Genomic DNA, 20715 nt, shown 5'->3' with positions numbered 1-20715 from the left:
CGCCACACCCCTCATCCGAGCAGGTTCACGTCCAGCTTGCCGAAGTGGAAGTTCCGCACCGCGGCCAGCAGCTCGTCCACCGACAGCTGCCCGTCACCGCTGGTGTCGATCTGCTGGAAGGCGGACTCCGCCTGTGCCTGGTCGACCCCGATGGCCCGCAGGTAGGTCGCGAACTCCTGCTGGTCGATCATGCCGTTGTGGTCCTTGTCGCACAGGCCGACGACGGCCTTCATCACCGGCCGGAGCACCCGGTTGAACGTGGCCTCACCGTCGGTGAAGATCAGCTTCTCGTTGACCGCCCGGAACTGGTCCTCGTTGATGGACCCGTTCGGGCCGACCCCGGCCTCGTTCGCCTCGTACTCGAACAACCCGGTGAGCGCCTTGAGCATGGCCTGCCCCTCGGCCGAGCTCATGCTCTGCCCGAAGGCGCCGACGATGCGCTCGGCCTCCTGCTCGAAGTCGGCGCGCTCCAGCACGCCGTCGCCGTTCACGTCCCACCGGTCGAAGCGCTGCTTGAGCCGGTTGCCTGCGATCGCGGTAGTCATCGGAAATCAGGGTCCTTTCCTCGGTTGGAGTTTGTCACAGCATTTCCACGCGGCTCCCCGCCACGATGCCCCTGGTGTCCAGCAGGGAACGGGAAAGCCTTGCCAGCTCCGCGCTCTCGTAGCACGTGTGGTCCTGCAGCAGCACGGCCAGATCGGCCCGTGCCAACGCGGTTTCCAGGTCCTCCGAACGGAGCACCTGCCCGCGGGACAGACTCAGCTCCGCCACGTACGGATCGTGGTACGCGACGGTGATCCCCAGTGCGCGCAGGCCGTCCGCGATGGCGATCGCGGGCGACTCGCGGACGTCGGGCACATCCGGTTTGTAGGTCACCCCGAGCAGGAGCACCTCGGCATCGCGCGCGTCGAGACCACGCGCGGCGAGTGCGGCGGTCGCACGCTCGACCACGTAGCCCGGCATGCCGTCGTTCACCTTCCGGGCGGCCGACAGCAGGCTGAACGTGAACCCGTCGTCCCGCGCCCTGCTGAACAGGTACAGCGGGTCGATCGGGACGCAGTGCCCGCCGACACCGGGCCCCGGCCGGAACCGGGCGAACCCGAACGGTTTGGTCCCCGCGCAGTGGAGCACGTCCCACGCGTCGACACCCGTCTTCTCGCAGAACACGGTCAGCTCGTTGACGAGCGCGATGTTGACGTACCGGTAGGTGTTCTCCAGCAGCTTGGCCAGCTCGGCCTCCCTGGTGCCCCTCGCCACCACGACGGTGTCGACGAACCGGCCGTAGAACTCGGCGCAGTACTTCGCGCACAACGGGGTGATCCCGCTGACGATCTTCGGCGTGTTCACCACCCCGAACCGGCGGTTACCCGGATCGATCCGTTCGGGTGAGTAGCCAAGATGGAACTCCTTTCCCGCGATTATTCCGCTAATCGACTCCAGAATCGGCAGCACCACCTCTTCGGTGGTTCCCGGATAACTGGTCGATTCGAGCACCACGAGCGTTTCCGGCCGCAGCCACTCGCCGATGGACGCGGCCGCCGCGCGGACCGCACCGAGATCGGGTTCCCGTTCCGCGGAAAGACCGGTCGGCACGCAAATCACAATCGTGTCCGCCTTGGCCAGCACCGCCGGATCGGTCGTCGCGGCGAACCCGCACTCGACCATTTCCCGGACATCGATGTCGGAAACATCGGGCACATGCGAACGACCGGCGTTCAGCCCGTCCACCACCCCCGCGCAGATATCGAAACCCACCGCCGCCAATCCGGCTCTGCTCGCTTGCACGAGGAGCGGAAGACCGACGTAACCCAGCCCGATCACCGCGACATCGACCGTCATCCACGCCTCCCGAACTGGGTCTGGACCAGGTGGAACGACCAGGTCAGGCGGAGAAGCTCCCGCTCATCGGCGCGACGTGGGAGCCGTAGCCCGGCCGCACCTTCAACGACGGTGTCAGGCAGAACGGGTCGGCGTAGATCCGCACCGGCGAATCCGTATCGTTGACCAGCACGTGCGCCAGCGGCGGCAGTTTCTGACACCCTTCCGGGTCGATGTAGGTGGTCAGCTCGTTTAATTCCGTCTCGAAGACGACCACCTTCCCTTCGGCCGCGGACGCGGTTACCGGCACGGCCACCAGAAAAACCGTGCCGAGTGTTGCCACGAGCAGGGTCTGAAATATCTTTCGCATGAGAACTCCCCATTCTCGGCACAGGACTTGTTTTCGCAACGAAACGTAAGCTATCAGCTACGCAGCGCATCAGAAAGGGGATGACCGCAACGGTCCCCGGAAGTACGACCGCACTGGCATCCGAGGGACGCGGTGCCCGCGCGGGTCACCGTCCGTCCCTACTTTCGGTGGATCCGCATTACCCGAATGAACAGCGAACCAACGATCGAAGGACACGCGAAATATGTTCTCGGATATGAGCCAGGGTCAGCGAGGACCGAACAGGCGGTCCAGGTTGTAATCCAGGATCGCCATGGTGGCGGCTTCGTCGCGCAGGTCGAGCAGCATGTCGATGCCGAGCGCGGTCGCCACGCTGAACAAGGTCTCCATCTCCATTTCCGGATCGAGCCCCGCGTCGAGGTCGCCGCGCTCCTGCAGCGCCCGCAGCTGGTCGACGAAGTAGTCCTGCAATTCGGGCGGGTTGCCCAGGAACACCTCGGCGACCTCCGGATCGGACAGGGCGCGCGTGAAGTAGGCCAGCCGTACCAGCAGGTTGAGCCGCCGGTCCTCATCGACCGGAAGAAACTCGGCCAGCACCAAGCGCAGCAGCGCCCTCCCCGTCGCCTCGCCCGTGCCCGAGTGGCGAAGCCGCGCGCGCTCGGAGATCCACGCGTCCAGGTACCCCAGCGACTCCTGGAGCAACCGCTGCTTGGTGTGGAAGTAGTACTGGACCAGCCGCATGGAGACCTCGGCCTCGTCCGCGACCTGGCGAAGGCTCACCGCTTCGAGACCGCGATGAGCGGCGAGGCGCCACACGGCCTTCGCGATCCGCATCCTTCGCTCTTCGTGGTCGACCCGCTTCGGCACCCGTCGATCTTCGCACACCCGGTTTGCCTTGCCGCGCCGGGGAGTTTTATGATGCGATCGCACCATAAAGACTCAGGGGGTATCCGTGGACAAGAAGACCGTCGAACTCGGGCAGGCCATCGTCGCGCTGGTGGGGTTCTGGGAGGGCTTGGCGCCGCTCATCGCCATCGTGATCAACTCCAGTGGCGGTTCGTGGCAGCCGTGGCTCGCGTTCCCACTGGAACTGGGGCTGCCGCATTCGGCGATCGTGGCCGTGGCCGTGGTGGTCGGCGCGGTGGCGTTGGTCGTGCTGCTGGACCGAGCGAAGACGTCTCGACGGTGATTCAACCTTGCTCTAAAAGGTTGCTGTCCGGATGCGACGATCGCGATGCTGGGAAAATGGATCTGACCACCGTCGCGGTACCCCATACGCTCGACCGGCTGCGGCCATTGCTGCCGGAGCCGCCTGCTCGCCTCCTCGAAGTTGGCTGCGGTCGTGGCGCACTGGCCGTCGCGTTGATGGAGCTGGGCTACCGGGTCACCGGCGTGGACCGCAACGCCGAGATGGCGGCCGCGGCCGGGGACCGCGGTGTTCCCGTCGTTCAGGCGGACATCCGTGACATCACCCCGGGCGAGGGGTACGACGTCGTGTTGTTCACGCGCTCTCTTCATCACGCCGACGACCTGGACGAAATCCTGGGCCATGCCGCCAGTTTGCTCACTCCTGGCGGGCTACTGGTGATCGAGGAATTCGCGTGGGAACGAGTGAATCAGGCTGCCGCACATTTTCTCTCCGACAATCGTGCGATGCTGGTTGCCGTTGGACTGCTCGATGCTGGGGTTCCTTCCGGGGATCCGCTCGATACTTGGGTTGCCGATCATGCTGATCTTCATCGGGGATCCGCGATGATTGCGGCGCTCGATCGCACCGGGGCCGATTTTGCGGTTGTGCATACTAGTATTCTGTGGCGCCTGATTGCTGGACGTGGTGGTTCGTGGGTCGAATCGTCTTCTCATACCATCGATGCTCTCACTGCTCTTCGGGGCGCCGAGGAGAGGCGGGTTGCTGAGGGGGCGCTTCCTGCGGTCGGTTTTCTCGCTTCTGTGCGGATTTTCGGGGCACGGTGAGAGTTCACTGCACGCCTGCGGCGCGCCGTGAGGAACGATTGCTCCACGGTGCGGGTCGCGTCGTTGGTCACCAGCAATCGTTCCTCACGGAACGAAAAGCAATTGGTCGCCTTGAGGTAGCGTTCCCGACACACTGTCGGTCCCGATTGCTTTTCATCTTCTGTGCCGTCGTGGGCGCGTTGTGGCAGGTAGTCATCTTTTGCGTACACGATCGAGTGACGCGAGCTTCTTTGCCGGTCGGTAGAATTGTTTTATGACTACCAAATCTGATTCTATTCAACGGCGAGTGGCGATTATCCGGTATCAGCAGGCGATGTTGCTGCGGGATATCGCCTATATGGATCACGAGTCGTCGCGAAGATCGACCGTGGGCCAGGTGGCACTGCTGTGTTCCTTGACCCAGAACTCGGCGGAGCGGAAGACGGCGCTCGCTGACGCGTTGACCTCATACCTGCCCCAGACACTCGCGGCGATGGAGAACGGGCTCATCGACGAGTACTCGGCCTCGCGGGTGTTCGAGGCTACCGCCTGCGCAAGCAAGGAGCTGGCGTCCGAAGTGGACACTCGACTGGTCGGCAAGTTCGAGAACCGCAACGCGCCCGCGCTACGACGGATGGTCAACTCACTGCTCATGCGCATCGACCCCGAAGGCTACGAACAGCGACGCAAAGCCAAAGCTGCCGCACGCAGACTCGAAATCCGGCACGGAGATCACGGGTCGTCGACCCTGTTCGCCGAGCTGCCCTCCGACCGCGCACAGGCCCTCTACACCGCCTGCGACCAAGACGCACTGGAGAAAAAGCGGCAAGGCGACAAGCGCACCATGGACCAACTCAGGCTCGACGCCCTGGTCGAACGATGCCTGGGTGGCGGCTGTGGAGGTAAGCCGAAAGCGCAGATCTTCCTGCACATCGACATGCCCACCCTGATGGGGCTGCGCAACAACCCCGCCGAACTCGTCGGGTGCGGCGAGATCTCACCGGAGTTGGCTCGCGAGATCGCCTTCGACGCCAACTCCGTCTGGAACCGCATCATCGACGAACCCATGTCCAAACTCCCCGTCGACCTCGGCCGGAAAAACTACCGACCATCCAAGCGCATGCGGAAATACCTCCAAGTCGCGCACCGGACCTGCAGCATGCCCGGCTGCAACCGGCCCGCCCAGTACACCGACCTCGACCACGCGACAGCCTGGAAAGACGGCGGCCGCACCGACAAGATCAACCTCCGGCCGCTGTGCCGGATCCACCACAAGTTACGCGACGAACCCGGCTGGGAATTCACCACCGACCACAAAGGACAACTCACCGTCACCACCCCCGACGGGCACAACTACACCGAAAAGCCGACCGGATTCGGCGGGTATGGTCAGTAGTCCGACAGCTTGCGCCGGAGCACCTTGCCGGTCGCGTTGCGCGGCAAAGCTTCCAGGAACACGACTTCGCGGGGAACCTTGTAGCGGGCGAGGTTTTCCTTCACGTAAGCCTTGACCTCTTCCTCGTCGAGCGAGGCGTCTTCGGTGGGCACCACGAAAGCCTTCAGGCGTTGGCCGAATTCCTCGTCCGGCACCCCGAGCACGGCTGCCTCGACGACGTCTTCGCGTTCCACCAGCACGTTTTCGACTTCCAGAGGAAAGACGTTTTCGCCGCCCGACACGATCATGTCGTCGTCCCTGCCGTCGATGAACAGCAAGCCGTCCGCGTCGAAATGGCCGACGTCGCCGGTCGCGAGCAGGCCGTCGACGATCTCCTTGGTAGCGCCGTCGGTGTACCCGGCGAAGCTGAGACCGCTCGCCGCGAACACGCGGCCCGTGCGGTCGGGGACGGTGATCTGGTTGCCTTCGTCGTCGTACAAGGCGACCCGGCAGGTTACCGGTGGGCGTCCCACGGTGCCGGGCGCGCGGCGGAGATCCTCCGGGGTCGCCACAGTCACCACCGCAACCTCGGTCGAGCCGTACAGGTTGTACAGCACCTCACCGAACACGTCGGCCGTACGGCGGCACAGATCCGGGGACAGCGACGAGCCCGCCGCGAACACGATACGGAGCGTCCCGGTGTCGAATCGTCCTTTGTGGACCTCGGCGGTGTCGACGATGCGCTGCAGCATCGTGGGCACCACCACGAGCACGTCGCAGCGGTGGCGTTCGAGCGTGGCGAGCGCGACCTCCGGGTCGAACCGGCGGTGCACCACGACCTTGCAGCCGAGCGCGAAGGCCAGCACGAACTGGGAAAGGCCGGTGCCGTGGAAGATCGGCGCGGCCAGGTAGACAGTGTCGCCGCGGCGCATCGGGATCCGGTCCAGGAACTGGGCGGAGGCCAGCGCCGAGGTCCGCTCCCTCGGCGCACCCTTCGGCGTGCCGGTGGTACCGCTGGTCAGGAGCACGAACCCACCCGGCTTCTCCGGGGGCGGACCCGCGTCGCTCACCTCGCCGTCGATCAGCTCGGTCAAGGGCACCGCGTCACCGATCGTGGCCCGGTCCTCCGGATCGTCCACCCACGACAGGTACCGGTCCAGCGCCGGGTCGACCTCCGCCAGCAGGCCCGCGAACTCCTGGTCGTACACCAACGCCGCCACGTTCTCCCGCACCGCGACCTCGGCGAGCTGACGCGCGCCGAAACCGGTGTTCATGAGCACCAGCCTCGCGCCCGTCTTACCGGCCGCGAGCATGGTGATCACCAGCCCCCGGTGGTCACGGCACAGCGCGGCGAAAACCGCACCAACGCCGATGCCACGCGCGCGCCACGCCCGGCACAGCGCGTTCGACAGGTCGTCGAGTTCGCGGTAGGTGAGTTCACCGCGCTCGTCGACCAACGCGGTCTTCCCGCCGTGCCGCCGCGCCGCGTGCCGGACCGCGCCGACGAACGGGCCGTACTGGCGCACGGCCAGCAGCGAGCGGATCCCGTCGTCGACGCGGGGGAACGGCGCGAGCCCCGAGCGGAACATGACGCCGAGGCCGAGGGTGGCGTCGGCCGCCTTTTTGAGCGGTGAGTTCCCCTGCGCGGGACGCGGCATGGTTTTCCCATCTTCGAGGAATACGCGAGAAATGTTTTCGACCCTGTAGTCGTCACACGGCGAGCGTGAACGAGAGCGTATTCCCGTCGCTCTTCGCGAGCGAGCTGACGTAACTGGTGAACATCCCGCAGTTCGCGACCGCGGGCAGGCTGTAGGTGCCGTTCAGCGTGCCACCGGTGGCGGGGTCGAACCCTTGCTCCGCAACGAGATCCGCCTTCACCGGCGTCTCCGTCGTGCAGGCGGGGTCACCGCTGACCGGCAACCCGAGCACACTGATCGAAGGCAGCCCAACGGTGAAGCCGAGATGCGCGGTGGTGCGGTCCCCGGTCGCGGGCCCCTGCTGGGTGATCCGCGCCGACGCGGTACCGGGAATGAACCCGAACAGCCGGAAGTCCACGGTCATCGGGTCGATCGCGAAGGTGCCGGTGAACCCGCCGTCGCCCTCGGTGATCGCGGCCTTCCCGGTGAACGGCGCGGTGCTGCCGAGGGACTTCAGCTCGGTCCTGCCCGAAACCTTGTAGTCGTGCGAGCCGCCGCCGGGCGGCTCGCCACCGAGGTCGAAGGACAGCAACACCGGATCCTGGCCAGCGTCGAGCGTGCAGTCCGAGGTGAACGCGCCGATCCCGGTGAACGAACCGTCTGCCTTCTTCGGGGTGAGGCGGGTGGTGAAATCGCCGATCACCAGCGTGGTCTTGCCCGGTTTCGGCAGGTTCACCGTCGGCACCGCGCCGGTGGCGTTCGTGGTGAAGTTGCCGGTCTTCGGGATGTCCGTCTTGGCGACGGTCAGCGGAAGTTGCAGCGGGAGCGGCTTCCCGTCACCATTGGTGAGCGTCACGCCCGCCTTCGCGGTGCCTTCGATGGTCGCCGCGTCGACCAGGTTGAGCCCGCGCGCGGCCTTGTCCGGCACGGTCACCGCGATCGCCAGGTCCGAGGTCTTGAAGGCACCGCCGACCGCGTCCGGCACTTCGAAGTTGGCCTTGACCTCCACGTCGAGCTTCTGCAGCCCGATCAACGGGAACGGGCACGTGAACGACAGCTTCTTGTCGACGGGCACTGGTTTCGCGGGCGCGGCCGTCGCGGTCGGCGCGATCCCGACGGCGGCGAGGGCCGCCGCGGCGACCATGAACAGAAAGCGGGTTTTCATGACCACCTCGTAGTATCGACGACGATACGTCAACGGCACGGAAACGACCTGCCGTGGAAACTAACTACGACCACCGCGCGGCGGCAAGCCGGACGGGTCGAAAACCCGTGCGAGTCGGCAAAATTGTCATGGCACTACGGGAACACCGTGCGAGAACTATCAGTGGAACCGCAGAGAGCGCAGCGGCCCGGCAGTGCTGAGGCGCATGACAAGGCCGTACCGCGGTGCTCGTGCCCGAATGACAAGGAACGACGGAATGGTATTCCGGAACTTGTCGGGCCGAGGTATGTCCCAGTAGCGTCCGCCTGGCACATGTATCGCGCCCCGTCCGCAATTCATCAAAGGTGATGGCATGCTGAACTCCCGCCGTTCGATGGTCGTGCTGGTTTCGTCACTCGGCCTCGCCGTCGCCGCGTGCAGCTCCCCGCAACCTGCGCCGCAGGACACCGGCCAGCACGCGGATCCCGCCGCGGTCGCCTGGGCCGACAAGGTGTGCACCGGGGTGCAGGCGGGTTCGGCGAAGCTGAGCAACCCGCCGTCACTGCAATCCGGTGACGCGTCGAAGACAGCCGACGCGATCGTCAAGTTCCTCGCCTCCATCTCCTCCGCGCTCGACGACATGGCCGGCGGGATCAAAGCGGCAGGTCCCCCGCCGGTGCCGAACGCACAGGCGGTCGTGGACAAGGCGGCGGGCACGCTCGGGGAAACCAAGACAATGCTCGACCAGACGAAGACCAAGATGGAACAGGCGAAGGTCGGCGACCAGAAGAGCCTCCAGAAGCTCGTGACCGACGCCGACGCCTCCTTCGCCAAACTGTCCGAGCCGGGCGGCCCGATCAAGGACCTGCGGGCGAACCCCGAGCTCAACCTCGCCTTCGACGAGTCCCCCACCTGCCGCCGCGTCTATGGCAACGCGTAAAGGCTGTTTCAAAATGCTTTGCGTAGCGGTGCCGGTAGCGGAACCTCAGGCGGCCCCTCACTCCGGGATCGCCCTCTCATGACCGCCAGGTCACCACGACGGCGCTGTCCTCGCGAGGAACCACCTGAGAACCCGCGGCGGTGCAGGTTGACGGCCCACTCAAGCGGCTACGCCACTTTTGAAACACACCCTGACCCACACTTTCTTCGGGAGGTCGACCGGTGCGGAACTCGTTCCCCCGCAGGATTCTGCTGATACTGAGCGCGCTCGTGCTCGCCGCGTCCGGCGCGGTCGCCGCGGTGAGCGTGGCGTCGCCCGCGACCGCGGGGCCCGTCGCCGGGCCCGAGGACGGGACCGGCCCGTTCGACGACTCGTTCTACGTCCCGCCGTCGCCGCTGCCCGAGGGCAAGCCCGGCGACGTGCTGCGCTGGCGGGTGTCGAAGGCGGGCCCGCGCAAGGACGACGTGCAGGCGTGGCAGGTGATGTACCTGTCGACGAACGCGCTCGGCAAGCCCGACGCGGTGACCGGCACCGTGCTGCTCCCCCGCGGCGCCGACCCCAAGACCGCCCCGATCGTGGCGTTCGCACCCGGCACGCACGGCCCCGCCTTCACCTGCGCGCCGTCGTCGATGATCAACATGGGCGCCTTCTACGAGCAGTCGGGCCTCGATGACCTGCTCAACGCGGGCTACGCCGTCGCGGTGACCGACTACGAGGGCTACCAGCCCGACCCGAAGACCACCTACGTCGTCGGGAAGTCCGAAGGCCCGGCCGTGATCGACTCGGTGCGCGCGGCCCAGCGCCTCGGCGCGGCGGGCCTGTCACCGGGCGCGAAGGTGATCTTCCGCGGTTACTCGCAGGGCGGCGGCGCGGCCGCGTGGGCCGGCCAGCTCCAGCCCTCGTACGCGCCGGAAATGAAGCTCGCCGGTGTCGCGGCGGGCGGGATCCCCGCCGACCTGGTCCAGGTGACGCTCCAGCTCGACGGCAAGTTCGGCTTCGGGGTGTTCGCCTACGCGCTGGTCGGCCTCGATCGGGCCTACCCCGAGCTGAAGCTGGACTCGTTCCTCAGCGACAACGGGCGCGCGAAGCTCGCCGAGATGCAGAAGAGCGCTTGCACGTTCGAACTGCTCACGACGTACGCGAACCAGAAGATCGCCGACTACACGACGAGCGCGGGCTACATCAAGCCCGCGTGGATCGCGCGGCTGAACGAGAACAAGCTCGGCGCCGCCCCGATCAAGGTGCCGGTGTTCGAGTACCACGCGACGAAGGACCAGCTCGTGCAGTTCGCCCAGGCGGACACCCTGCACAAGGCGTACTGCTCGGCCGGGGTGCAGGTGACCTGGAAGACCTACGAGACCGACCACATCACCGGTATCTACGACGGCAACGCGGACGTGCTGGCGTTCATCAAGGACCGGATCGCGGGCAAACCGGCCACCTCGAACTGCTGAGGCGGTCAGGGGATCCGCATCGGCGGCGCGTACGACGCCGCCGATGCGGATTTTCCTTATCCGGTAACGGAAATGTCGTCGAGTTGCTCGGCGGCGGGGCGTACCGGGTAGAGATCCCCGCCGGGTGGCGCCGGTACCTTCGGCAGCGCGGCGCGCGCCTTGCGATCACCGGCGTCGGCGGCCGCGTGCAGGCCGTCGAGCGCGGCATACTGGGTGAAGTTCGTTTCGGGGTACGGCCAGCGCGCAAGCCCGCCGGTCGCGGTGGGGATCAGGAAGTCGACGGCGTTCGCGAGGCTGCCGCCCGAAGGCGTGCGATACGCCCACAGGTCGGTTCCGACGTGCTTGCCCACGCTGGCCAGCCTGGTCATCGCGACCAGGTTGAAGGTGAAGTAGTGGTAGCTGCGGGTGCGCGTGGCCTCCTCCGGCTGGCTGCCGTCGGCCGCGATCTGCTTGTCGATCCGGCTCGTCTTCGCACCCTCCACAATGGCCTTCGCGCTGGCGCGTTTCCCGGTGTAGAGCGCGATCCCGGCGGACAGCATGTCGTAGAACGTGCCGTGGTTGTTCCGCTGCTTCGCCTCGTCCGTGCCGTTCTTGCTGGTGCGCAACCAGTTCAGGAACTCCGCTGACCACGTCTTGAGCCCGGCGTCGTCGGCGCGGCCCCATCCCGGAGCGCCGGTGTTCAGGATCGCCGCCGCGTCGAGCACCTGCGTGAAGGTGTAGGAGAACTCGATGATCCCGATCCCGCGGCCGTCGGTCTGGCACGGGATGCCCTGCGCGAAGTTCAGGTTCGGGTTCATCCTCGTCGCCGGGTCGAGGAACCACGTGCGGAGGTCGAGCGCGGCGCGCTTCGCGTACTCGGGGTCGCGCGTGTAGTACCACGCAAGGGAAAGCTGGTAGATCGCGGTGAACGCCTTGAGCCGCTCCGCCTTGTCCGGGATCGCGTCGGTCGCCGGGTTGCGCTCACCGTCCTTCGCCACGTACGGGCACCCCTGCGGATTGTCCGGAGTGGACGGTTTGCTCGGCCAGTAGTACGGCGCGAGGCTCAGGTAGTCGTGCCGGTCACCGCTCGGCGGGAGCTGCGGCTTGTCGACGACCGTCCACGGCCCGGTCTCGAGCGCCGCGCTCGCCTGCGTGAGCAGGTTCCCGAGCGACGCGCGCACCACGCGGTCCCCGGCGAGCAGGCGGATCCGGTTCCCGGCCAGCCGGGCCCCGTCGAGCACCACGGTTTCCGGCACGCACACCGGGACCCGCTCGCAGAACCCGGCTCGCGGGCTCGCGGTCGCGTCCACCGGGACGACGAGTGCGGCGGCCACCAGTGCGGCAACGGTCACGCGGCCAGGCTTGAAACGGAACCAGTCGAGTGGCGACACTGCTACTCCATTCACGTACATGAACAGTAGACAGATACGTGAAAGAAGTTAGCCGTCGCCTGCTTACTGGGCAAGAGCCGAACTGGTCAGACCACCGTTGACCAGCGCTCAGGTGAGGGATTCGTCGATGTCGCCGAGCGATTCGATCAGTTCGAGGTTGGCGCGGTAGTCGACGGGGCAGGCGATGACCGAGACGGTGTCGGCGGCCAGTGCCTCGCGCAGGGTGGGCAGCAGCTGCTCGGCGGCGGTGATGCGGTGCCCGACTGCGCCGAAGCTTTCCGCGTAGGCCACGAAATCGGGGTTGCCGAACGCGGTGTCGACGTTGTGGCCGATGTCGAGGTCCATTTTCCAGCTGATCAGCCCGTACGCGTCGTCGACCCAGATCAGGATCACCATCGGCAGATTCAGCCGCAGCGCGGTTTCGATCTCCTGCGAGTTCATCAGGAACGCACCGTCACCGGTGGCGACGAGGACCTTGGCGTCCGGGCAGGCGATCTTCGCGCCGATCGCGCCGGGCACCGTCCACGCCATCGTGGACAGCCCGTTCGAGATCAGGCACGTGTTGGGTTCGTAGGTCGGGTACAGCCTCGCCATCCACATCTTGAGCGCGCCGGTGTCCACCAACACGATGTCCTCGCGCCCCAGTGCGGCGCGGGTGTCGGCGACCACGCGCGCGGGTGCCAGCGGGAAGCGGTCGTCGGAGGCGCCGCGCGCGAGTTCGGCGTCCAGCAACGCGCGGATCCGTTCACCGCCCGCGGTTTTCTCGCGTGGACCGACGGCGTCGGCGAGCGCGTCGAGGCTCCTGCCGATGTCCGAGGCGAGCCCGACCGAGACGTCGTAGTTGGCGTCGACCTCGGCCGGGAACCGGTGGACGTGGATGATCTTGGCGTCGCCGTCGGGGTTGATCCGGACCGGGTCGAACTCCTGCAGCTCGTAGCCGACGGCGATGATCAGGTCCGCCGCGTCGAAGCCGAAGTTGACGTAATCGTGCCGCATGAACCCGACCGCGCCGAGGGCGAGGGGGTGGTCGTCGGGGAAGACGCCCTTGCCGTGGAACGTCGTCGCCACCGGCACGCCGACCGCCTCCGCGAACCGGCGCAGCGCTTCGCCCGCACCGGCGCGCGCGGCGCCGTGCCCAGCGAGCACGATCGGGTTGCGCGCCGAGCGCAGCAGCGTCGCGGCCCGTTCCACCTGCGCCGGTGACGGTTCGTCGGTGCGCGGCACGTTGACCGCGAGCGGCCGGGATTCCTCGGCCACTTCGGCCTTTTCGACGTCCTCCGGCACCGCGAGGTACACCGCGCCAGGCCGCTCGGTCTGGGCGAGCTTGAACGCCTTCCGGACCATCTCGGGCACCGCGCCCGCGGTCGCCACGAGCGCGGACCACTTGGTGACCGGGTCGAACATCGCGGTCAGGTCGACGCCCTGGTGCGATTCCTTGAAGCTGCGGTTCATCCCGACCTGCGCGGACAGCGCGACCAGCGGGGTGGAGTTCGTGATCGCGTCCGCGGTGCCGAGCAGCAGGTTGATCGCGCCCGGCCCCAGCGTCGCCGAGCAGACGCCCGCCTTGCCGGTGAGCCTGCCGTAGGTCTCGGCCATGAACGACGCGCCCTGCTCGTGCCGGGTCAGCACGTAACTGATCGACGACCGGGAAATCGCGTCGACGAGGCGGATGTTCTCCTCGCCGGGGATGCCGAAGATGTGCGTGACGCCCTCGTTCTCCAGGCATTCGACGATCAGTTCTGCTGCGGTGCGCGAAGACATGCCCCCGACCCTACAGTGCCGTCCGCATGTCCACAGTGGACTCAGATCGCGTAGTGCCAGCCGGTCACCGAGTAGGCGCTGAACCAGCAGCCGGCCAGCACGAACCCCGTGGTGGCGGCGATCATGGTGCTCCGGCGGCGGCCTGCCAGCCCGATCGCGAGCGGCAGCAGCAAGGTGAACCCCGGCAGCAGGAACCGCGCCTTCGCCTGCGGGATACCGGCGGTGCCCGCGACGAGCAGCACCATCCCGATCCCGAAGGCGGCCACCGGCCACGGCAGCCCCCGCTTCACCGCGAACACCGCCAGCAGCGCGCCGAGCACCGCGGCGAACGCCAGGACGAACACGCTCGTCGTCTCCATCGCCGATCGCCCGGAGATCAGCACGTCACGGGCGAAGCGCACGGTCTCCGCGCCCCAGTCGAACCGCGTGCGCCAGTTGTTCCACTCCAGATCCCACCAGCCCGTGAGGCTGCCGGTGCGGACCGCGACGCACCCCCACCAGAACGCCAGCCCGGCCGGGCAAAGCGCCACGCACACCGCCGCGCGCCAGCCCGCCTTCCCCTTCGCCAGCGCGACGACGGCGGCGATCGCCACCACCGCGACCAGCACCACGGCGGTGGGTCTGGTGAGCCCGGCGCCGAGGCAGCACAGCGCGGCGATCACCCAGTTCCGCTCCAGCACGGCGACGAGCGCCCACGCGGCGAACGCGGTGAAAAGCGCCTCCGTGTACGGCATCGACAGCGTGATCGCCATCGGCGCCCCGGCCCACAGCGCGACGAGCACCATGCCCGCGCGCGGCCTGCCGTCGACGAGACACGCGACGCGGTAGAGCCCGCAGGCCGCGACCACACCGGCGACGAGGCTGAGCAGGAGCGCGGCCACGACGGCGTTGCCCAGCGTGAACACGCCCACCAGCCGCACGAGTACCGGGAACGCGGGGAAGAACGCGAGCGGGGTGTGGGGCGCGTAGTTGCCATCGGCGTCGAAGAGGCCGGTGGTGACGCCGTCGTACCCGTGCTCGGAGATGGTCAGGTACCACTGCGCGTCCCACGAGGTGAGGCGGCCGATGAGCGGGGCGTCGACCCTGGCCGCGAACAGGGCGAGCATCCCCACGCTGACCACCCTGACGAGCAGGTACACCGCGGCGACGCGGACGAAGGGGTGCAGCCGCGAAACCGTTGGCGGTAAAGGCTTTTCCGGGATCAGGTGGCCCGGCTCGGCGATGGCGACCACGGTCACCTCGCCGTCGTGGTCGGTACGTGCCCGCCCGGGGTCGTGGGATCGCCGGTGCTGGTGTGCGTCGTCCCCGGCGCGCTCCCCGTCGGCGACCGCCTCGGCACCGTGCCCGTGGTGCCCGGGACATCGGTCGTCCTGGTGGGTTTCGCGGTCGTGGTGGTCGTGGCCGTCGTGCTGACGGGGGTGTTCGCGGGCCGCAGCGGCTCCTCCGCCGGAGCCCGTCCCGCCACCAGCACGACGAACAGCACCACCGCCGCCGTGGTGAGCGCGCTGCCGGAAACCACGAACAGCGCGCGGTTGCGCCGTTGCCGCCGCCCGCGGGCGAGCAGGCGCGGCAGATCCGCGCCAGCCGGTACCGGCTCGTCGCCGGGGCCCGCGAGCGTGATCAGCGCGCGGACTTCGTCGTCGTTCATGCCCAGTGCTCCTTCCGCCCACCGCGGACCAGGTCGTCGAGCTGCGGGCCGAGCCGCTTGCGCAGCGTGGCCAGTCCCCGCGCGGTCTGGCTCTTGACGGTGCCGACCGAGCACCCCAGCGCGTCGGCGGAGCCTTCGACGCTGAGGTCGTTCCAATAGCGCAGCACCAGCACCGCGCGCTGCTTCGGCGGCACCGCGGCGAGCGCCGCGCGCACGGCAAGTCGTTGCGCCACATCGGGATCGCCGGGCGCCGCGATGTCCGGCGGTTCGGCGCTGACGTGTTCGCGGACGCGCCACAGGCGCCGGTTCTCGTGCAGGAACACCCGCACGAGCACGCGGCGGGCGTACCCGTCCAGTTCGCCGCGCCGGACCAGCCGCGGCCACACCTGGTACAGCTTCAGGAAGGTCGCCTGCAGCAGGTCTTCGGCGCGGTGCCAGTCGCCGCACAGGACGAACGCGGTCGAGCGCAGCGACGGCGACCTCGCCTCGAAGTAGGCGACGAACTCGCCCTCCCACTTCGGCGCGGTCCCGCGGACAGGTTCCTCCGGCAAGACGTCCTCACTGTCGCGAATGGAATGGCCATGGCACGCGACCGTCCACAGCGGAACGGCCACGCACTGCCTACAGGCCGCGAACCCGGCGCGGGGTTGCAGAGACCTGGATCACAGGCGCGGGGTTACAGCGCGGCTCTGCTCATGGTGACCATCCGGACGCCTAGGCCGACCAGAACGAGGCCGCTGAGCTGGTCGACTCTGGCCTTCACGGCGGGTCTCGCCAGCACGCGACGGGAGAACCCGAGTGCGAGCAGGAGCAGGGTGTACCAGGCGACGCTGATGCCCATCTGGACGCAGGCGAGCACCGCGGTGGCGAACGCGGGATCGCCGTCGGCGGGCAGGAACTGTGGGATCAGCGCGAGGTAGAGGACCGCGGCCTTCGGGTTGGCCAGGTTGGTGATCAGACCGGCGCGGAACGCCGAGGCGACGCCCCCGGCGACGGGCTCCGGTTCCTCCTCGGACGCGGCACGCGACCGCGAGCGGATCAGCGAGCGCACCCCGAGCCAGCACAGGTAGACCGCGCCCGCCACCTTCAGCACCACGAACGCGACTTCGGAGGTGCGGATCAACGCGGTGAGGCCGAGCGCGGAGGCGGCGGCCCAGAACACCAGGCCGGTGGTGTTGCCGAGCACGGTGGCCAGCCCGGCGCGCCGCCCGTGCCGGAGCGACTGGTTGAGCAGCACCGCGAAGGTCGGGCCCGGCGCTATCACGATCACCAGGCACGTCATCACGAACGCCAGCGTCACCACGACGGTCACTTTGCCGCTTCGACCGCACGGGGCACAACGGAGTTCGGGACCGGTGACCGTGGGATTCGTCTCAGTGGGGGTCATCCCCCGCGCCAGGGCGCACGCGTGCCACGACGCGGGGGACGAGGGATGATGAGGAGCAGGTGCGTGGTTCAGGAGTCGCGGTTGCGCATCGGGGCCACCTCCTCCCGTTGCTCCGGTCGAGTCACGTTCGGCGCGCTCGACGGCCGGCTGTGATTGAGTGGTGACCTCACGTGAGGGAGCTCGTGGATGAGTATGAGCGACTACCGCGGGCGGCGAAGACATGCGCTGCCGATCCGTGATGTGCTCACACCCCGCCGATGGGCGCTGTGGGCGCAGCGTCCGCGGCTGATCGCCTACGCCATCGCGGTCGAAGCGGTCGCGCTGGTCACCACCGCGATCGTGGCATTCCGGATTCCGGCCAGCCACTCCGACTTCGCCCTTCTGGGTGCCCTCGCTGGGATGGGCGTGCTGGCGGCCGAGCTGGGCCGCCAGGTCGAGCGCGTGCGAAGGCGCGTGAACGGCACCCCGCACATCAACCTCACGTCCGTGTGGACCTTCGCCGGTGTGCTGCTGCTCCCGGCCGCGCTGGTCGCGGTGCTGGTCGCCGTTCTCTACTGGCACCTCGCGATCCGCAGCTGGTACCGGCTGCGGCGCGTGCCCGCGTTCCGGACCGTGCTCAACGGCAGCGTCGTCGTCCTCACCTGCTACAGCGCCAAGCTCGTCCTCGCGCTCACCGGCCTGGACGGCGTGCGGGGCGCGCTGGACGGCGGCTGGCGCGGCGCGGGGATCGTCGCGCTGACCGTCGTGACGTACTTCGTGGCGGGCGCCGTGCTGATCGTTCCCGCGCTGAACACCACGAAGTTCAGCGTCAAGACGCTGCTCGGCGGCTGGGTCGACAACCTGCTCGAAGGCGCGACGCTGTGCCTCGGCGTCCTCACCGCGATCGCGCTGGCCACGCAGCCCGCGCTCGCGCTCGCGGTCGTCCCGCCGCTGCTGCTCCTGCACCGGGGCGTGCTGGTCAAGCAGCTCGAGATCGCCGCGACGACCGACGAGAAGACCGGCCTGTTCAACACCAGCGGGTGGCACCACCTCGCGGGGCAGGAACTGGCCAGGGCCGACGTGACCCGCTCGACCATCGGCGTGCTGATGATCGACCTCGACCACTTCAAGCGGATCAACGACACCCACGGCCACCTCGCCGGGGACGCCGTGCTCAAAGCGGTCGCCTCCGCGATCACCGAGGCCGTGCGCACCAGCGACTGCGTCGGCCGGTTCGGCGGCGAGGAGTTCGTCGTGCTGCTGCCCAAGGTCGCCAGGGCGGACGTCGAGCGGATCGCCGAACGCGTCCGCGGCGCGATCGGCGCGCTCGAAGTCGCCGTCGAACAGCACGACGACGCCGCCCCGACGATCACCGGCTTGTCGGCTTCGATCGGCGCCGCGCTGTACCCGGAGGCGGGCACGGTCCTCGACCGGGTCGTCCGTGCCGCCGACACCGCCTTGTACGAAGCCAAACGCGGCGGCCGCAACCGCGTTGTCCTCGCCTGAAGGGCCCGCTCAGCCGGTGAACACCGGCAGCGTGATCTTCGACGGGTGGGCCGCGTCGTGGAAGATCACGAACCGGCACGGCTTCCCGTCGACGGCCTCGGCCACCGGTTCGCCGGTGCCGTGGTTGCGGGCGAACCGCGGGAACGCGCCGCCCGCCACCTGCACGCGAAGGCGATGTCCCCGCCGGAACCGGTAGGCCGTGGGGTCGAGCGCGACCTGAGCGGTCACCACGCCGTCGGCGCTGGCTTCCGGCGCGCCGGGGCGCAGCCGCAGGATGCCGTCGGTGACATTGCGGGAAATCCCGTCGCGGTCGACGTCGCACAACCGGACGTACACGTCGGCGTGCCCGAGATCGGTGCGCACGTGCACGGTCGCGCCGACGTCACCGAGCACGTCGAGATCGTGTTCGAGCGGTTCGCCGGTGAACACCAGTACGTCCGGCCGCGCCTCGACGGCGGTGTTGTCGCGCTGCTTCGCCTTCCCCATCAGCAGCGGCCCGCCGACGGCGGGGGTCGGGTCGGCGGGGTCGTAGGTGAACGTGTCCGGTGGGGTGTCGCGGTCGACGGCGTCGCCGAGGCGGCCGAGCGGGCGCAGGTGCGCGTCGGTGGCCGTCGATTCGGGTGGCCACTGGTCGAAGTCGAGCCAGGTGTTCGCGCCCTGCAGGAACAGCCGCACCGGCGAGCGGCGCAGCTGGGCGCGGTCGCCGTTCAGGTGCGCGGAGAGGAAGCCGAGCTGGTCCTGCAGCAGGGTCCTGATGCTGGCTGGCTCGCCGTGCGACCACGGGCCGATCGTGATGCGGGGCGACTTCCCGGCGTCGGCGAGCGCGCGGAAATCGCGCAGCTGCGCGGTGATGAACAGGTCGTACCAGCCGGTGACCATGCTGATCGGCGTGTCCAATGTAGACAGTTCGGCGCTGTGGTCGGACATCGCCCAGAACTCGTCGTCCGGTTCGGCGTGCGCCGTGACGTCCTGGAGGAACGAGACTGGTTTCCCGATCGCGGCGAAATCCGCACCCGCGATCGGGAGCGCGGCCATGGCCCTGCGGGTGCGGCGGGTCTGCACCGGGTTCGGGAGCTGCGCGAACGGGAGTTCCTGCCTGCCGATCAGCGCCGACCACGACACCATGTTGTCCGCGGCGAGCACCCCGCCGGGGTAGAACGTGGACACGAACTCGGACGCGGTGATGGCGAGGCACATGGCTTCCAGCGGCGGGTCGAGGTAGGGCCCGACCGCCCATTGCGTGTGCCCGAGGTAGCTCGCGCCCGCCATCGCGAGCCGCCCGTCGCACCACGGCTGTTCGCGCAGCCACGCGGCGGTGGCCAGCCCGTCCTCGCGTTCGTGGTGGAAGGGGCGGAACTCGCCGCCGGAGCCGAAGGTGCCGCGCGTGCTCTGCACGACGGTCTGCAGGCCGTGCCGCGCGAAGGTGGTGCCGAAGAGCTTTCCCAGCACGGTGCCCTTGCCGTACGGGGTGCGGATCAGCACGACCGGCGCCGGGCCCGCGCCGGGCGGGGCGTACCGGTCGGCCAGCAGGACCGCGCCGTCGGGCATCGGGACGCGCAGGTCCTTGGTCACCTCGGGCGCGGGCCCCTCGGCCCGCGGCAGGCCGAGCACCCGGTCAGCAATGCGGTCCAGCACCAGTTCCACCCTTCGCCGATGATCACCCCCCGTACCCGAACGTACCCGCTGCCACCGGTTCCTGTGAGAGCCTGGAACCACGGGACCCCGCGAGGAGGGGTGAGATGAGCGGTGTCGGACCGGATTTCCTCGCCACCAGCCGTTCGGCGGTGGGGCTGCTGCGCGATCCCGCGGTGGCCGCCGCGTGGGATTCGCCGAGCGCGTTGCCGGAGTTCAGCGTCGCCGGGCTCGCCGGGCACCTCGCCTACCAGATCCTCGCCGTCCCCGACGCGTTGTCGGCGCCACCACCGAACGAACCGGTGATCGGCCTGCTCGACCACTACGGCCGGGTGGAGTGGATCGACGGTGGCCTCGACGCCGACATCAACGTCCGCATCCGCGACGGTGGCGCGCGGATCGCGGCCGAGGGTCCTGCCGCGCTGGCGGCCCGCACCGCCGCCGTCCTCGACGAGTTGGAAGACAGCCTCGCCACGGCGCCGGAGCGCGCGGTGCACATGCCGATCTGGGGCGACTGGTCGCTTTCGCTCGACGACCTGCTCGTGACCAGGATGATGGAACTGGCCGTGCACTCCGACGACCTCGCGGTGAGCGTGGGCGTCGCCACGCCCGAACTTCCGCCGAGCGCGGTCGAAACCGTGGTTTCGCTCCTTTCGCGGCTCGCCGTGCGCCGTCACGGCCCGACCGCCGTGCTGCGCGCGCTCAGCCGCGCCGAACGGGCGCCGTCGAGCATCACCGCGTTCTGAGCCCGACCGTCCAAAA

20 protein-coding genes are annotated in these 20715 nt (G+C 68.5%); 7 read left to right on the top strand and 13 right to left on the bottom strand.

Annotated features, from left to right (window positions below; translation table 11 throughout):
* Nucleotides 1-11: 11 nt before the first annotated feature.
* The 4 genes from HUW46_RS36625 to HUW46_RS36610 form a co-directional block, all read right to left on the bottom strand.
* Nucleotides 12-545: an EF-hand domain-containing protein gene (locus tag HUW46_RS36625; protein WP_215543294.1), complete on the bottom strand. Its 534-nt coding sequence runs from the start codon at nucleotides 543-545 to the stop codon at nucleotides 12-14.
* Between the two features lie 34 nt (nucleotides 546-579).
* Entirely contained in the window at nucleotides 580-1839 is a 1260-nt protein-coding gene (locus tag HUW46_RS36620) for a nucleotide sugar dehydrogenase (RefSeq protein ID WP_215543293.1), read from the bottom strand.
* Between the two features lie 43 nt (nucleotides 1840-1882).
* Entirely contained in the window at nucleotides 1883-2188 is a 306-nt protein-coding gene (locus tag HUW46_RS36615) for a hypothetical protein (protein WP_254125249.1), read from the bottom strand.
* A gap of 246 nt (nucleotides 2189-2434) precedes the next feature.
* A complete protein-coding gene (locus HUW46_RS36610) occupies nucleotides 2435-3001 on the bottom strand; it encodes a TetR/AcrR family transcriptional regulator (protein ID WP_215543292.1) in 567 nt (188 codons plus the stop codon).
* Nucleotides 3002-3119: 118 nt separating this feature from the next.
* Here HUW46_RS36610 and HUW46_RS36605 point away from each other — a divergent pair, with 118 nt between their 5' ends.
* From HUW46_RS36605 to HUW46_RS36595, 3 genes are all read left to right on the top strand, one after another.
* The gene (locus tag HUW46_RS36605) at nucleotides 3120-3356 is read left to right on the top strand and encodes a hypothetical protein (RefSeq protein ID WP_215543291.1); all 237 of its coding nucleotides are present in this window, start codon (nucleotides 3120-3122) and stop codon (nucleotides 3354-3356) included.
* A gap of 56 nt (nucleotides 3357-3412) precedes the next feature.
* Entirely contained in the window at nucleotides 3413-4141 is a 729-nt protein-coding gene (locus HUW46_RS36600) for a class I SAM-dependent methyltransferase (protein ID WP_215543290.1), read from the top strand.
* A gap of 253 nt (nucleotides 4142-4394) precedes the next feature.
* On the top strand, nucleotides 4395-5516 hold the full coding sequence (locus HUW46_RS36595; RefSeq protein WP_215543289.1) for an HNH endonuclease signature motif containing protein: 1122 nt from the start codon (nucleotides 4395-4397) through the stop codon (nucleotides 5514-5516).
* Here the strand turns inward: HUW46_RS36595 and HUW46_RS36590 are convergent.
* Both HUW46_RS36590 and HUW46_RS36585 read right to left on the bottom strand, forming a co-directional pair.
* Complete coding sequence (locus tag HUW46_RS36590; RefSeq protein ID WP_215543288.1) at nucleotides 5510-7153, bottom strand: acyl-CoA synthetase; 1644 nt, start codon at nucleotides 7151-7153, stop codon at nucleotides 5510-5512. The two genes, HUW46_RS36595 and HUW46_RS36590, sit on opposite strands and share 7 nt — an antisense overlap.
* Nucleotides 7154-7205: 52 nt before the next feature.
* Nucleotides 7206-8297 carry a DUF6801 domain-containing protein gene (locus tag HUW46_RS36585; RefSeq protein ID WP_215543287.1) on the bottom strand — a complete coding sequence of 364 codons (1092 nt, stop codon included), beginning with the start codon at nucleotides 8295-8297 and terminating at the stop codon, nucleotides 7206-7208.
* A gap of 352 nt (nucleotides 8298-8649) precedes the next feature.
* Here HUW46_RS36585 and HUW46_RS36580 point away from each other — a divergent pair, with 352 nt between their 5' ends.
* Together HUW46_RS36580 and HUW46_RS36575 are read left to right on the top strand one after the other, a co-directional pair.
* A complete protein-coding gene (locus HUW46_RS36580) occupies nucleotides 8650-9216 on the top strand; it encodes a hypothetical protein (RefSeq protein WP_215543286.1) in 567 nt (188 codons plus the stop codon).
* Nucleotides 9217-9437: 221 nt separating this feature from the next.
* Nucleotides 9438-10670, top strand: coding sequence for a lipase family protein (locus tag HUW46_RS36575; RefSeq protein ID WP_254125247.1), 1233 nt, complete (start codon nucleotides 9438-9440; stop codon nucleotides 10668-10670).
* A 56-nt stretch (nucleotides 10671-10726) separates the two neighbouring features.
* Here HUW46_RS36575 and HUW46_RS36570 read toward each other — a convergent pair whose 3' ends face one another.
* From HUW46_RS36570 to HUW46_RS36545, 6 genes are all read right to left on the bottom strand, one after another.
* Nucleotides 10727-12001 carry an alginate lyase family protein gene (locus HUW46_RS36570; RefSeq protein WP_254125245.1) on the bottom strand — a complete coding sequence of 425 codons (1275 nt, stop codon included), beginning with the start codon at nucleotides 11999-12001 and terminating at the stop codon, nucleotides 10727-10729.
* Nucleotides 12002-12148: 147 nt separating this feature from the next.
* Nucleotides 12149-13801: an acetolactate synthase large subunit gene (locus HUW46_RS36565; protein WP_215543284.1), complete on the bottom strand. Its 1653-nt coding sequence runs from the start codon at nucleotides 13799-13801 to the stop codon at nucleotides 12149-12151.
* Between the two features lie 41 nt (nucleotides 13802-13842).
* Nucleotides 13843-15039 (bottom strand): mannosyltransferase family protein, encoded by a 1197-nt coding sequence (locus tag HUW46_RS36560; RefSeq protein WP_254125243.1) that lies wholly within the window; start codon nucleotides 15037-15039, stop codon nucleotides 13843-13845.
* Nucleotides 15036-15449 carry a hypothetical protein gene (locus HUW46_RS36555; RefSeq protein ID WP_215543283.1) on the bottom strand — a complete coding sequence of 138 codons (414 nt, stop codon included), beginning with the start codon at nucleotides 15447-15449 and terminating at the stop codon, nucleotides 15036-15038. The genes HUW46_RS36560 and HUW46_RS36555 overlap by 4 nt, the downstream gene beginning before the upstream one ends.
* On the bottom strand, nucleotides 15446-16000 hold the full coding sequence (locus HUW46_RS36550) for a SigE family RNA polymerase sigma factor (protein WP_215543282.1): 555 nt from the start codon (nucleotides 15998-16000) through the stop codon (nucleotides 15446-15448). The genes HUW46_RS36555 and HUW46_RS36550 overlap by 4 nt, the downstream gene beginning before the upstream one ends.
* Before the next feature lie 125 nt (nucleotides 16001-16125).
* On the bottom strand, nucleotides 16126-16761 hold the full coding sequence (locus HUW46_RS36545) for a LysE family translocator (protein ID WP_215543281.1): 636 nt from the start codon (nucleotides 16759-16761) through the stop codon (nucleotides 16126-16128).
* Between the two features lie 267 nt (nucleotides 16762-17028).
* On the opposite strand from HUW46_RS36545, the gene HUW46_RS36540 reads away from it, so the two are divergent.
* Nucleotides 17029-18321: a GGDEF domain-containing protein gene (locus HUW46_RS36540; protein WP_215550330.1), complete on the top strand. Its 1293-nt coding sequence runs from the start codon at nucleotides 17029-17031 to the stop codon at nucleotides 18319-18321.
* A 9-nt stretch (nucleotides 18322-18330) separates the two neighbouring features.
* Here the strand turns inward: HUW46_RS36540 and HUW46_RS36535 are convergent, their stop codons facing one another.
* The gene (locus tag HUW46_RS36535) at nucleotides 18331-19956 is read right to left on the bottom strand and encodes a CocE/NonD family hydrolase (RefSeq protein ID WP_215550329.1); all 1626 of its coding nucleotides are present in this window, start codon (nucleotides 19954-19956) and stop codon (nucleotides 18331-18333) included.
* A 104-nt stretch (nucleotides 19957-20060) separates the two neighbouring features.
* Between HUW46_RS36535 and HUW46_RS36530 the strand changes: the two genes are divergently transcribed.
* A complete protein-coding gene (locus HUW46_RS36530) occupies nucleotides 20061-20699 on the top strand; it encodes a maleylpyruvate isomerase N-terminal domain-containing protein (RefSeq protein ID WP_215543280.1) in 639 nt (212 codons plus the stop codon).
* Nucleotides 20700-20715 lie beyond the last annotated feature (16 nt).

The organism is Amycolatopsis sp. CA-230715 (assembly GCF_018736145.1).
Classification (GTDB): Bacteria; Actinomycetota; Actinomycetes; order Mycobacteriales; family Pseudonocardiaceae; genus Amycolatopsis.
Note: the sequence above shows the minus strand (reverse complement) of the source record. Positions and strands in the feature narration are given on the sequence as shown.